At 48.2% G+C, this 13,779-nt stretch carries 14 protein-coding genes; 13 read left to right on the top strand and 1 reads right to left on the bottom strand.

Annotated elements, in window-relative coordinates:
* Window positions 1–154: 154 nt before the first annotated feature.
* The 9 genes from HNQ56_RS05480 to HNQ56_RS05440 all read left to right on the top strand — a co-directional run bounded on the left by HNQ56_RS05480 (window position 155) and on the right by HNQ56_RS05440 (window position 8,189).
* Window positions 155–910, top strand: coding sequence for a tRNA threonylcarbamoyladenosine dehydratase (locus HNQ56_RS05480; RefSeq protein WP_429143590.1), 756 nt, complete (start codon window positions 155–157; stop codon window positions 908–910).
* Window positions 911–1,077: 167 nt separating this feature from the next.
* Window positions 1,078–1,659 carry a hydrolase gene (locus HNQ56_RS05475; protein WP_429143588.1) on the top strand — a complete coding sequence of 194 codons (582 nt, stop codon included), beginning with the start codon at window positions 1,078–1,080 and terminating at the stop codon, window positions 1,657–1,659.
* Window positions 1,660–1,798: 139 nt separating this feature from the next.
* Window positions 1,799–2,545, top strand: coding sequence for a DUF554 domain-containing protein (locus HNQ56_RS05470; RefSeq protein ID WP_429143586.1), 747 nt, complete (start codon window positions 1,799–1,801; stop codon window positions 2,543–2,545).
* Window positions 2,546–2,775: 230 nt separating this feature from the next.
* A complete protein-coding gene (locus HNQ56_RS05465) occupies window positions 2,776–2,982 on the top strand; it encodes a hypothetical protein (protein ID WP_429143585.1) in 207 nt (68 codons plus the stop codon).
* 76 nt (window positions 2,983–3,058) lie between these two features.
* Window positions 3,059–4,459 carry a 2-isopropylmalate synthase gene (locus tag HNQ56_RS05460; protein ID WP_429143583.1) on the top strand — a complete coding sequence of 467 codons (1,401 nt, stop codon included), beginning with the start codon at window positions 3,059–3,061 and terminating at the stop codon, window positions 4,457–4,459.
* Window positions 4,460–4,625: 166 nt separating this feature from the next.
* Window positions 4,626–5,795, top strand: coding sequence for an isocitrate/isopropylmalate family dehydrogenase (locus HNQ56_RS05455; protein WP_429143581.1), 1,170 nt, complete (start codon window positions 4,626–4,628; stop codon window positions 5,793–5,795).
* Window positions 5,796–5,945: 150 nt separating this feature from the next.
* The gene (locus HNQ56_RS05450) at window positions 5,946–6,587 is read left to right on the top strand and encodes a GntR family transcriptional regulator (protein ID WP_429143579.1); all 642 of its coding nucleotides are present in this window, start codon (window positions 5,946–5,948) and stop codon (window positions 6,585–6,587) included.
* Window positions 6,588–6,681: 94 nt separating this feature from the next.
* Entirely contained in the window at window positions 6,682–7,020 is a 339-nt protein-coding gene (locus HNQ56_RS05445) for a hypothetical protein (RefSeq protein WP_429143577.1), read from the top strand.
* Window positions 7,021–7,022: 2 nt separating this feature from the next.
* The gene (locus HNQ56_RS05440; protein WP_429143576.1) at window positions 7,023–8,189 is read left to right on the top strand and encodes a cation:proton antiporter; all 1,167 of its coding nucleotides are present in this window, start codon (window positions 7,023–7,025) and stop codon (window positions 8,187–8,189) included.
* A gap of 18 nt (window positions 8,190–8,207) precedes the next feature.
* Here HNQ56_RS05440 and HNQ56_RS05435 read toward each other — a convergent pair whose 3' ends face one another.
* Complete coding sequence (locus HNQ56_RS05435) at window positions 8,208–10,196, bottom strand: ABC-F family ATP-binding cassette domain-containing protein (RefSeq protein WP_429143574.1); 1,989 nt, start codon at window positions 10,194–10,196, stop codon at window positions 8,208–8,210.
* 250 nt (window positions 10,197–10,446) lie between these two features.
* Here HNQ56_RS05435 and HNQ56_RS05430 point away from each other — a divergent pair, with 250 nt between their 5' ends.
* The 4 genes from HNQ56_RS05430 (at window position 10,447) to HNQ56_RS05415 (ending at window position 13,769) form a co-directional block, all read left to right on the top strand.
* The gene (locus HNQ56_RS05430; protein ID WP_429143572.1) at window positions 10,447–11,088 is read left to right on the top strand and encodes a redox-sensing transcriptional repressor Rex; all 642 of its coding nucleotides are present in this window, start codon (window positions 10,447–10,449) and stop codon (window positions 11,086–11,088) included.
* 27 nt (window positions 11,089–11,115) lie between these two features.
* Window positions 11,116–11,727 carry a hypothetical protein gene (locus HNQ56_RS05425; RefSeq protein WP_429143570.1) on the top strand — a complete coding sequence of 204 codons (612 nt, stop codon included), beginning with the start codon at window positions 11,116–11,118 and terminating at the stop codon, window positions 11,725–11,727.
* Window positions 11,728–11,753: 26 nt separating this feature from the next.
* On the top strand, window positions 11,754–12,122 hold the full coding sequence (gene acpS / locus HNQ56_RS05420; RefSeq protein WP_429143568.1) for a holo-ACP synthase: 369 nt from the start codon (window positions 11,754–11,756) through the stop codon (window positions 12,120–12,122).
* A gap of 99 nt (window positions 12,123–12,221) precedes the next feature.
* The gene (locus tag HNQ56_RS05415) at window positions 12,222–13,769 is read left to right on the top strand and encodes an NAD(P)H-hydrate dehydratase (protein ID WP_429143566.1); all 1,548 of its coding nucleotides are present in this window, start codon (window positions 12,222–12,224) and stop codon (window positions 13,767–13,769) included.
* The last annotated feature ends 10 nt before the right edge of the window (window positions 13,770–13,779 follow it).

Here is a 13,779-nt window from a genome sequence, read left to right as displayed (position 1 = left end):
TTGTCGTATAGAGAAAACCTGTTGACAGGGCTGGGATTTCAACTTATTATAGAGCAAGGAAATGGATGGACAGATTTTATCTGTGTTTATTATAGGAAGAGAGTGTAGGAAGGTTAAAAGGAATGGAATATATAGATGAAGGGGGGACATAAGAATGAATCAGTTTTCAAGAACAGAGCTCCTTTTGGCCAGGGAAGGGATGGACAAGCTGAAAGCGTCCAGAGTGGCGGTCTTTGGCATCGGAGGAGTGGGCGGTTATACGGTGGAGGCTCTTGCGCGAAGCGGAGTCGGAAGCTTCGACTTGATTGACGATGATCAGGTCTGCATTACGAATATCAACCGCCAGATCATAGCGACGATTAAAACCGTAGGAAAATATAAAGTGGATATCATGAAGGAGCGGATTCTTGAGATCAATCCCAGAGCCCAGGTCAATGTGCATCAGTGCTTCTATCTGCCGGATACGGCGGAGCGTTTTGACTTTTCACAGTATGATTATATCGTGGATGCCATCGATACCGTCTCGGCGAAGATTGATCTGGTGCTCCGCGCCCAGGAGAAGAATGTTCCCATCATCAGCTGCATGGGAGCCGGGAATAAATTGGACCCCACCCGGTTTGAGGTGACAGATATCTACAAGACCTCGGTCTGCCCTCTGGCAAGGGTAATGCGAAGAGAGCTGAAGAACCGGGGGGTGAAGAAGCTGAAGGTGGTATATTCCAGGGAACCGGCCAGAAAGCCGCTGGAGGATATGTCCTTAAGCTGTAAGACCAACTGTGTCTGCCCTCCGGGATCGGAGAGGCGGTGCACGGCGAAGCGGCAGATACCGGGAAGCATTTCCTTTGTGCCGTCAGTGGCAGGGCTGATTATTGCCGGAGAGGTAATTAAGGATATTACAGGGATACGGTGATGAAATATTTCTTGAAGAGGATATAGCGGATGATAAGGACTGGTATATAGGGAAAAGAGGATAGACAAGAAGGAAGAGAAGAGAAAGAAGAAACAAACGAAACAGCAGGGTAAATGGCAGAAAAAACAGGATAGAAGAAGTGAGCCATATGAGGCAGGACAGAAAGGATGAAGCGCATGGGAAAGATACCGACAAGGGAAGAGGCATGGGAGCTGCTGACGGAGTTCAACCAGGAGGAATTCCATTTAAAGCATGCCCGCATTGTAGAAGGGGCAATGAGATATTTTGCAAAGGAGTTGGGATATCCCCAGGAGGAAGAGTTCTGGGGGATGGTAGGCTTGCTCCATGATTTGGATTTCGAGAAGTATCCTCAGGAGCATTGCATTAAGAGCCAGGAGATTATGAGGGAGAGAGGGCTGGATGAGAGCATTATTCACGCGACGGCAAGCCATGGCTATAATCTCACGGTTGATATCAAGCCGGAGCATATCATGGAGAAAGTGCTCTATGCCGTGGATGAATTAACGGGACTTATCGGTGCGGCGGCCATTATGCGTCCCTCCCGCAGTACCATGGACCTGGAGCTGAGCTCTGTGAGGAAGAAATACAAGACTCCTAAATTTGCCGCGGGATGCTCCAGGGAAGTAATTGAGAGCGGCGCCCAGATGCTTGGGTGGGAGCTGGATGATCTGCTGCAGCGCACGATCTATGCTTTAAGAGAGGTAGAGCAGAGCACCGGACTGGTGTAAATTGCCGGCCTTATCAGGATGCATATGCCGCACATAGGGCAGATGCTGCCTGGAGGCAATTGCATAGCAACGCAGGAGTCTGCAAGGGGATTCCTTATTATACTTATACAGAGAGGATACGCCCGCTTTCGGGGCGGGAATGGAAAGAAATATGACAGGCTTAGGTACGCTTGCCAATATGGCGGCGATTCTTGCAGGCTCCGGTATTGGCCTATTGCTGGGGGGCGGATTAAAGGAACGGTTTCAGATTACCATTATGAATGCCCTTGGTCTGGCGGTAATGTTTATCGGAATTAGCAGCGCTTTGCAGGGAATGTTTGTTGTTACCGACAAGGGGCTGGACACCGCCAATGTGATGCTGATGATCGTGTCCCTGGCTGTCGGGGCCTTCTTCGGAGAGTGGATTGATATTGAAGCCCGCTTAGACCGGATGGGGCAATGGATTAAGACCAAGTTAAAGGTCAGGGGAGAGAAGGGACGTAACTTTGTAGAGGGCTTTGTCAGCAGCTCCCTGCTGTTTTGCATCGGAGCCATGGCAATCATAGGTTCCCTTCGGGACGGGCTGTCCGGTGACGCCTCCATGCTCTACGCAAAAGCATTTATCGATGGAACAGTAGCGATCTTCTTTGCCTCGACCTTCGGAATCGGAGTCTTTTTCTCCGTCCTTCCGCTGGGCATCTACCAGGGCCTGATAACCCTGTCGGCGCAATACATCGAGCCGTATTTAAGCCAGCAGATGATAACCAACCTTTCCATGATCGGCTCGGTACTGATCTTTGGCATTGGCGTCAATATGGTATTCGGCAAGAAAATCAAATGCGGCAATCTGCTGCCGGCCGTCCTGGTGCCGGTGATTTATGAGCTGGTGATGAAATATATAAGATAATCAAAAAAGATGAGGCCGTTGCAAAACGAATTTCTTCTGCTATATATTGTATGATGAAAGCAACACACATGTATAGGACAGGTTAATTCCATTTTGCAACGGCCTTTTTGTATATTTATGCGCTTAATAAAGCATGGATAAATATAGAAACAAAAGAAGAAAATATTGACATTTTTATCCCTTGTCCTATAATAATGTTAAAACATGTAAAATTATAGGAGCGATTAGAAATGAAATTTCGTTTGCTACGGCATACGGTCAGAGGGATAAAAGCAATTTTTATTATTGCAGTGATAGGATTTATGATACTGCATTTGTCAGGAAACAGCCAGGTTTCCCAGGCTGGAAGTCAGGAACCGGGAATCCGGTCGGCGGTTATAATTTCCCTTGGCTTTGCAGCAAGCATTCAAATGATGCGCTCCAGCAGAAAAAAATAGAAATCCTATTGACAATACAAGTATAATTGTATACAATAAAACAAATTTGAGCCAAGAGCGATGGGAGAGCATAATTATGAACGATAGAAAAGTCTTTATTAACCCTCACAACAACCTGCTTCAACTGGAGGAGCCGATCTACACCCTGGTAGACACGCCGGAGCCCAATACCTTCCGCGGGCTGTTCCCCTATGACGAGATACCGAAGATTGCCTTTAATGACCGGATTGTGCCTCATAATTTACCGGAGGAGATCTTTATTACCGATACTACCTTCCGTGACGGGCAGCAGTCCAGAGCCCCCTATACCACCGATCAGATTGTGACTATATTTGATTATTTTCATAAATTGGGAGGGCCGAAGGGACTGATCCGTCAGAGTGAGTTTTTCCTGTACAGCAAGAAGGACAGGGATGCGGTATATAAGTGCATGGAAAGAGGGTATGAATTCCCGGAGGTAACCTCCTGGATCAGAGCGAGCAAGAGTGATTTCCAGCTGGTGAAGGATCTGGGCATGAAGGAGACCGGAATTCTGGTGAGCTGTTCCGACTATCACATTTTTTATAAGATGAAGATGACGAGAAAGGAAGCAATGGAGCATTACCTGAGCGTGGTAAGGGAATGCCTTGAGACCGGAGTGGCGGCAAGATGCCACCTGGAGGATATTACCCGTTCGGATATCCATGGCTTTGTCATTCCTTTCTGCCGTGAGCTTATGAAGCTGAGCGATGGGTATAATATCCCGGTGAAGATCAGAGCCTGTGATACCATGGGTTATGGCGTGAACTTTGCCGGTGCGGTAATTCCCAGGTCGGTGCAAGGCATCATCTACGGCCTTCTGACCCATGCCAATGTCCCTTCCAAATGGCTGGAATGGCATGGACATAATGATTTTTATAAGGCGGTTTCCAATTCCACCACGGCCTGGCTCTACGGTGCAGGTGGCATCAACTGCTCTTTATTCGGTATTGGTGAGAGAACCGGCAATACTCCTTTGGAAGCCATGGTGTTTGAATATGCCCAGCTGAAGGGAACGCTGGACGGCATGGATACTACGGTGATCACTGAGCTGGCTCAGTATTTTGAGAAGGAAATCGGCTACCGTGTACCCTCCAGAACCCCCTTTGTCGGAAAGAACTTCAATGTAACCCGTGCCGGAATTCATGCGGACGGATTACTTAAGAACGAAGAAATCTATAATATCTTTGATACGGAGAAATTCCTGAATCGTCCGGTGCTGGTGGCAGTATCCAACACCTCCGGCCTTGCGGGAATCGCCCACTGGATTAATACCTATTACAAGCTGAAGGGGGACAAAGCCATCGGCAAGGACCACCCGGTTGTACACAGGATCAAGGAATGGGTGGACAGGGAATATGAGGAAGGTCGTGTAACGGTAATTACAGATGATGAATTAATTGCGATTATCCAGGACACCGAGCGGGCGCTGGGGATACAGCTTGTAGAAAATGCATGACGCAAATGCCCGCCGTTCTTTGATATGCAGCAATGCATTTTGATACGCGGACCGATTTTAGGTATTTCAAATTGACAAGGCGGGAAAAGTTGTCTAAAATAAAGACGTACATAAAAAGTCACTGGGAACTGTTATTGGACAAGCTTATATTTAACGGGAGGTTAGGATGATATCAGCAGAGAAGATGGAAGCGGTAAAGGAGCAATTTGGCCGGCTGCTTCTGGAACAATTAAAGAGAGTGGAAGAAATGAAGGCGCAAGGGGACTTTATCGATTATAAAGCGCTGGATAAGATCATTATCGGTGTGTGCGGAGGCGATGGAATCGGCCCTGCCATCACCGGTCAGGCGCAACGGGTTTTGGAATATCTCCTTCAGGATGAGATTAAGGCAGGAAGGGTGGAATTCCGTGAGATTGAAGGATTAACCATCGAGAGGCGTGCGGCTGAGAAGGCGGCGATTCCTCCGGCGGTATTGGAAGAGCTGAAGAAATGCCATGTTATTTTGAAGGGGCCTACCACAACACCCCGAAAAGGCGATCCCTGGCCCAATGTGGAGAGCGCTAATGTCGCCATGAGAAAGGAACTGGATCTCTTCGCCAATGTAAGGCCGGTCCGCATTCCTGAACAGGGTATTGACTGGACCTTCTACCGTGAGAATACGGAGGGCGCTTATGCTGTAGGAAGCAAGGGCATTCATGTTACGGAGGATCTGGGAGTTGACTTTACCGTAACCACAACTCAGGGAACCGAGAGAATTATCCGAACAGCCTTTGAATTTGCCAAGGCCAACGGCAAGAGCCGGGTAACGGCGGTTACCAAGGCCAATATTATTAAGACGACAGACGGCAAGTTCCTGGATATCTTCCGTGAGATATCCAAGGATTATCCCGATATTACGGCGGATGACTGGTATATTGATATCATGACGGCAAAGCTGGTGGATGAGAAGAGAAGAAAGGACTTCCAGGTGGTTGTTCTTCCTAATCTCTACGGCGATATCATAACCGATGAGGCGGCGGAATTCCAAGGCGGTGTAGGAACTGCGGGAAGCGCCAATATCGGCAAGAGATATGCTATGTTTGAGGCAATCCATGGATCCGCTCCCCGAATGGTAGAGGAAGGAAGGGATATCTATGCGGACCCTTGCAGCATGATCCGGGCCGGAGCAATGCTTCTGGCACATATCGGTTATACCGGTGAGGCGGACAAGGTATACCGTGCTCTGGATATCTGTACCATTCAGGAGAAGAAGGTTGTGACCACCGGCAGATCAAGCGGTGCTACCGGAGCTCAGTTTGCAGATTATCTGATGGAAACCATTGAAGCAATGAAATAATGAAGCAATGAAATAATGAAGGAATGAAATAATACATGTTTTAAATGTAGGAAGGTATCAGCTGCCCATAACCGATTGGTGATGGGCGGCTTGCTGTTCAGTGTTGCTTTTTGCAGGTTTTTTCATGTTTTGTATTGAGGAGGGAATTGTTTGGAAGATAAATATTCCTTGCGGGGACGGGTATTCAACAAGCTGCGGGAGGATATTCTTGCCGGTGTCTATCAGGAGAATGAAGAACTGAAGGAGAATACCCTGGGATTGGAGCTTGGGGTAAGCAGGACCCCGGTCCGGGAAGCCCTGCGGCAGCTTGAGCTGGAAGGCCTGGTTACCATGATTCCCAATAAAGGGGCTTATGTTACCGGGATTACCCAGAAGGACATTCATGATATCTATGTGATCCGTTCCTATTTGGAGGGGCTCTGTGCAAAGTGGGCGTGTGAGCATATCACCGAAGCGCAGATTGAAGCGCTGGAGGAGGTATTATATTTGTCTGATTTTCATGCGCGGAGAAGCCATTTTGACCAGCTGGTGGAGCTGGATAATAAATTCCATGAATTAATCTATAAAGCCTCCGGCAGCAAGATCCTGGAGCATGTGCTGTCTGACTTTCATCATTATGTGGAAAGAGTGCGCAAGATAACTCTGGCTGCACCCGCAAGGGCTAAGAAATCAAGTCAGGAGCATGAATCCATCCTTGATGCAATACGCAAGCGTGACGGAGAATTAGCGGAGGCCCTGGCCCATGAACATATTATTAACACCATGAAGAACCTGAGTGAACGGGGCTTATAAATAGAAGAAACAGGGTACCTGGCAGCAGACGGATCTGCGGTCAGGTACTTTGTCTCCTTCAAAGGATATCATAAGGCATAGACAGGAGGTATATATGCAATTATTAATTTTAATTCTAAAAAAGCATGAGTTTATGGATGAACTATTAAAGAATTTGGCTAAGTCAGGAATAAAGGGAGCTACAATCCTGGATGGAACCGGCATGGCCGAGGCGCTGGTGAACATGGAGGATTTGCCGATGTTTGGAGTTCTAAGGCGCATGCTCTCTGTAGAAGAAAAGGAAGTGAGCAAGGTATTGCTCATTGTCTTAAAGGATGAACAGATACAGAAGACAAGGACAGTGATCAAAGAGGTAATTGGAGATTTGAAAGAGCCTAATACAGGTATTATGTTTACCATTCCGATTACTTATGTGGAAGGACTGGGTGATTAATTGTGATTCGGATTTATTTATATCTTGCACTTGCACTGTTTTTGGCTTTGCTTGCCGGGAAAATAATAAAGCAGATTAAGATGCCCAATGTTACAGGGTATCTGATTATGGGGCTTCTGGTTGGTCCCTATTGTCTTAAGATAATCCCTTCAGATATGATTGAAACATTTTCTATTATTCCGGAAATTGCATTAGGTTTTATCGCATTTTCCATTGGTGCCGAGTTTAAATTATCCTATTTAAAAAAGGTGGGAAAATCACCGGTTATCATTGCCTTTCTGGAAGCAATTATGGCAGTGGTATTTGTTGATATTATCTTAATTGCAACCGGCCATGATATTTCGTTCAGCCTGGTACTGGGAGCAATTGCCGCGGCTACAGCTCCCGCGGCAACCTTAATGGTCGTCAAGCAGTACAAAGCGAAGGGACCGGTAACGGAGACCTTATTGCCCGTTGTTGCCATTGATGATGCGGCGGCATTAATCTGCTATGGATTATCCGTTGCAGTAGCGAAGGCAATCGGCTCAAATGGCCAGACTTCCATTCTTACTACCATTATGAAGCCTGTAATTGAGATAGTGGGAGCATTGGCAATTGGTGCCGTATTTGGATTAGTATTTTCCTTATTAGTAAAATGGTATACAGGGCGCGGTAACCGTTTGGCAATTACCTTTGCGATGATTTTTGTCTGCATTGGCGTGTGTGATTTGCTTGGCTGGTCCGCATTGCTGGCCTGTATGGCCATGAGTGCGGTTTTAGTAAATACCAGCAGTGCAAGCGAAGTGATATTTGGCCAGACGGACCGTATCACACCGCCTGTTTTTATGCTGTTTTTCTTCTTGTCAGGAGCAGAGCTTGATATGAGGGTGGTTCCTGCGGTTGGTGTCATCGGTATTTTGTATATCATATTCAGAGTGATGGGAAAAGCCCTGGGTGCGTCTCTCGGTGCGAAAATAACCCATGCTGCCCCAACCGTTCAAAAATATCTGGGATTGACATTAATACCTCAGGCGGGCGTTGCAATAGGCCTCGCGACCACATCAATGACAATTGTTCCGGAGTACGGAGCAAGGATACGGACTGTCATTCTCTGCGCTACGGTGATTTATGAATTAACGGGTCCGGTTATTACCAAGATAGCCTTAAAAAAAGCAGGGGAAATTCAGTAAACTCATTTCCCCTGGAATTTATTCTTCGGAAGCCAGCAGTTCCCATTGCTCCAACAGGGCTTCCAGCCGTGTTTCTATGGATTTCTTCTCCTCCCCCAGCTCCAGGAGCTTTTGGACATTGGTGAAGATTTCTTCCTGGGTCAGCAGCTCATCAATTTCTTGGTTGCGCTGCTCCAGGGCATGAATCTCGTCCTCTGTCTTCTTAAGATCATTCTTGCGCTTGCGGATTCTGGTCTGTTCCTCCTTCTGCTGCTGCCAATCTTGTTTGACATAAGAGGAACGGTTCTCTGCACCGGATGAGCTGCTTGGGGTAGAGCAGCCTGGAAAGGCGGAGGGAAAGGTACCGGGCTTCCCGGTACCGGGAGCAGGGCTGCCGGCTTCCCTTTTTAGATAAGCAGCTTCCATCTCTGGTTTTTTCTCAAGATAATAATCATAATTGCCGATATAATTCAGCAGGGTCTGTTCTGTCAGATCCAGAATTCGGGTAGCGGTTTTATTGATAAAATAACGGTCATGAGATACATATAATACCGTGCCGCTGTAGTGATTCAGGGCATTTTCCAGGATCTCCTTGGAGGTGATGTCCAGGTGATTCGTCGGCTCATCCAGGATCAGAAGATTTGCCTCGGACAGCATCAGCTTGGCCAGAGATACACGGCCCCGCTCACCGCCGCTGATATCTTTAATGCGTTTAAATACATCATCATCCGTAAAGAGAAATGCTGCCAGCAGATTGCGCACCGTCGTATTGTCCAGATGGGGATAGGCATCTTGAAGCTCATCGAATAAGGTTTTGTCCGGATCCAGGACCTGATGCTCCTGGTCATAATATCCGATCTGAACCTTGGAGCCCAGCCGGATCTCCCCGCTGTCTGCCGTCACCTGACCATTGAGAATCTTAAGAATCGTGGTCTTGCCGGTGCCGTTGTTGCCGATGATGGCCACCTTTTCGCCCCGTTTGATCTCAAAGCCCAGATCGGTGAACAGGGTGAGAGAGCCGTAGGATTTGCTTAATCCGGTGACGCTGATGACGTCGTTGCCGCTGACGATCCGGGGCTCCAGCTCAAAATGCATCTGGCTGTGCTCCGCCGGACGCTCCACCCGCTGGATTTTTTCCAGCATTTTCTCCCGGCTTTCTGCCCGTTTAATGGATTTCTCCCGGTTAAAGGAGCGCAGCTTTGCGATGACCTCCTCCTGGTGTTTGATCTCCTGCTGCTGATTCAGGTACTGCTTTAACATGGCGTTGCGCAGCATTTCCTTTTTGACGGCATAGGCGGAATAATTTCCTTCAAAGGAGGTACACTTGGTATGATCCAGTTCCACCACCTTGGATACCACCTTGTCCAGGAAATACCGGTCATGGGCCACTACAATGACCGCACCGTTATAATTCAATAAGAAGGTTTCCAGCCATGCAATGGACACCAGATCCAGGTGGTTGGTGGGCTCGTCCAGCAGAATGAGATCCGGCCTGGAGAGCAGCAGCTTGCCCAGAGCCAGGCGTGTTTTCTGACCTCCGGACAGGGTATTCACCTTTTTATCGAAATCCTCCTCACCAAAGCCCAGCCCTTTGAGAATACCGGTCACTTCGCTTTGGTAGGCATAGCCGTTCTTGGCTTCGAATTCATGGGTCAGCCGGGTATAGGCGGCAAGCATCTGGTTCAGTTTGTCTCCCGATGCGTGCTTCATATCCAGCTCCAGGGCGCGGATGCCGGCATCCAAATCAAGGACGTCCTGCTTGACCGTCATCATTTCGGCAAGAATGGAGCTTTCCGAGGACAGGTTCTGGTGCTGGGCCAGATATCCGATGGTGCTCCCCTTGGACAGGATTACCTCGCCCTCGTCGGCAGGCAGTTCTTTCATAATTATTTTTAATAAAGTAGATTTTCCGGCTCCGTTGATCCCGACGATGGCGGCCTTTTCCTTATCATTAATATGAAAGGAGATACCATCCAGTATCTGGTCGGTTCCGAAAGACTTACTGATATTTTGGCAAGCTAGTATCATCATTTCCTCCACGATGCCATTTTACGGCACCCTAAATCATAATCAGAGAAGAGTATGAAAGGCCTCTGCATTCGGATACGGCCTTATCCTCCGCCGTATATTTTAGCATAGGAAGGGGCGCAAGTAAAGTTCGGCTTTTTGGATGTCATAGATTGCATGATATTACTCCACTAGGAAATGGATACGATTGACTTATTATTAACAATCCAATATAATAATAACATTGAAAGTTAGAGAAGGAGGGAGATTATTGTATAAGAAAGAAATTTCGAAAGCAGTTATCAATAGATTACCGAGATACTACCGTTATTTGGGGGATTTATTGGAGAAGGATGTGGTACGGATATCCTCCAAGGATCTGAGCGAAAGGATGAAGGTTACCGCCTCCCAGATCCGGCAGGATTTGAATAATTTTGGCGGCTTCGGCCAGCAGGGTTACGGCTATAATGTGGAATATCTGCACTCGGAGATCGGTAAGATTCTGGGGCTGGATACGAAGTATAATGTGATTATTATTGGTGCCGGTAATTTGGGACAGGCACTGGCCAATTATGTGGATTTTGAACGCCGGGGCTTTTATGTGAGAGCTATTTTTGATGTCAGCCCCAAGCTGATTGGAACCCAGATCCGGGGGAATATTGTCAAATCCTCTGAGGAGATGGAGGAATATGTTAAGAATAACCAGGTAGACATTGCGGCGATTACCGTGCCCAAGAATCGTGCCCCCCAACTTGCGTCAGAGCTGGTCAGGCTGGGGATTAAGGGTATCTGGAATTTTGCGCCTACGGATTTGAACCTCCCGAAGGATGTTACGGTGGAGAATGTTCATCTTGCGGAAAGCCTGATGAAATTATCCTACCGTTTATCCGGAAGAGACGGCATGAAGTTGTAGCTGGCAGCAGAGAGGATTGGTGGCGGAATGGGTAAAAAAGATAGAAGGCCGGACTTTATCAGTATTGTTAAAGATAAAAAATTACCGATTCTTACTCTGGATGCCCGCTGGCATGAGATTTTTACGGAAGACCATAAGACGGATGAGATACGGGACCTGGAGAAAAGGGTCAATGAGCTTCTCAAAAAGCAGGGTAAGGCGGTCAATGATATTAAGGATATGAAGCGGCTGAAAAGCGGCCTGTTAAAAGATATTGTAGATAATATGGACATCAAAGACGGTGCCATGGGAAAGGCAAAGGGAAAGAAGCAGGATAAGAATAAGCAGTATATCAATGAACTGAATGAGAAAATTGAGAATGCAACAGAGGAATTAGCCGAGCTTCCCTATCTGATCAAGGAGGCCAACGAGGAACTGCTGGCAGAAAGTATTGCCGTCTTCTATGAGGAACTGGAAGAGAATAGGACGAGAATTGAAGAGGTTACACAGTGGATTGTAGCGATCCGGGCGGAGCTTAGGAATAAGATTTTGCTGAAGCAGGATATGGAGACGAAGAATTCTTTGATTTATACATACATGCATGATATTCTTGGCGCGGGAATTATGGAATCCTTTGATCAGGGGCATGAAACAGAATAAGGAGATCTGCCGAAAGGGAGAAGGGAATGATTACAGGAATCGGTGTGGATTTGATAGAGGTTGACCGGGTAAGCAGGGCCTGCCGGAAGGAAGGCTTTCTTAAACGGTGCTTTACGGAGCCGGAGAGAGCGCTGATCGCTGAGGACAGCAGGAAGGCCGCCGATAATTTTGCCGTTAAGGAGGCAGTGGCCAAGATGCTGGGCACCGGCTTTCGAGGCTTCTTCCCCATTGATATCGAGGTGCTTCGTACCTCGGAAGGGAAGCCCTATGTCAAGCTGCATGGAAGGGCGGAAGAGCTGGCGAAGGAGCAGGGGGTTTCAGCAATCCATGTGTCCATAACGAATACCAGGGAATATGCCAACGCGTTTGTTGTAGGAGAAACGCTGCCGCAATAATATGATTCAACGGCGGCGTTTAGCAGCGGTGAGCTTTTGCAGCAGCGATTGGTTATGGAATACCGGCATGCGGGAAGATGAGAACAGGAGGTCATGACCATGAAGTATGCGCTGAATGCGGCAGCTATGAAGAAGATCGACGATTATACGGTTGAAACAGTCGGAATACCGGCGATGGAGCTGATGGAGAGGGCGGCAGGCGCGCTGGTGGAAGTGATGGAGAGCAAAATCACCCGGGAGGACCGGATTCTGGCGGTTTGCGGCCCGGGCAATAATGGCGGGGATGGCGTTGCGGCGGCCAGGCTTCTTCTGGGAAAGGGATATCACGCGGCGATTCTTCTGACAGGTAATTCCGGGAAGCGCTCCCGGCAGATGGAGGAGCAGCTTCAATTGGCGGAGGAAGTTGGTGTGCCGGTAGAAAACACCAACAAGCTTGCTGAATATAATATTATTATTGACGCTGTATTCGGAGTCGGTTTATCCAAGCCGGTCTCCGGAGAATATGAGGAAATAATTCAAAAGATTAATGAGCTGGATAATTATGTATACTCCGTTGATATTCCCTCCGGTGTGTCATCGGATGGCGGTAAGATTAGAAATGCCGCCGTGAAGGCGAATGAAACGGTAACCTTCGGATTTCATAAAATTGGGCTCCTGCTTTACCCGGGGGCTGACTATGCAGGAAGGGTAACCGTTGCGGATATTGGTTTTCCGGAAGTTGCTTCAAATCAGGTATGTCTTGATACGTTTTATTACGAAGCGGAGGATCTGGCAAGAATGCCGGTGAGAAAGAACCATAGCCATAAAGGAACCTACGGAAAGGTGTTAATTCTTGCCGGAAGCAAAGGCATGGCGGGAGCGGCATATCTTAGCGCACGGGCGGCTTATCGCAGCGGCGCGGGGCTGGTAAAGGTGGTAACGGCGGAATGCAACCGGATTATCCTCCAGACCGGTATACCGGAGGCACTGTTTGCCTCTTATGACGAGGACGGGAGAAGCGGGGAGGAACTGCGGGAGCAGCTTCTGGCAGATATTAAGTGGGCGTCGGCAATTGTAGCAGGACCCGGGCTGGGTATCTCGCCGGTTTCGCGCGGCCTGCTGGAGACGGTACTGCAGAACGCACAGGTTCCGGTAATTGTGGATGCCGACGGAATTAATTTAATCGCAGAAGAACTGGATCATCGGATGGGCAGCGGCGGGTACTCACGGCAGAAGCGTATGGAGCTGTTGGGAGAGTTTGTCAGCGGGCGTATTATTTTTACCCCTCATCTGCTGGAATTCTCCAGGCTGCTGGGCTGCACCCTGACGGAGGTAACGGATCATCTGATGGAAACGGTCAGGGAGATCTCCTACAACGGCAAGAGTGTTTATGCTGTTAAGGATGCCCGTACCATAGTTGCCTGCGGACATAAATTTTATGTGAATATCTCCGGCAATCATGGGATGGCAACCGGCGGAAGCGGTGACGTGCTTACGGGGATAATAGCGGCTCTGGCCGCTCAGGGAATGGAATCCTATGAGGCGGCCTGCCTCGGGGTTTATCTGCACGGCCTGGCGGGAGATGCGGCGGCAAAGGAGAAGGGCGCTTACTCCATGATGGCGGGAGATATTGCGGCTTCCATTGAAAAAATACTGAATAAATTCTGAAAACTTATAC

The sequence above is a fragment of the Anaerotaenia torta genome (assembly GCF_050433395.1).
GTDB lineage: Bacteria > Bacillota > Clostridia > Lachnospirales > Lachnospiraceae > Mobilitalea > Mobilitalea torta.
Note: the sequence above shows the minus strand (reverse complement) of the source record. Positions and strands in the feature narration are given on the sequence as shown.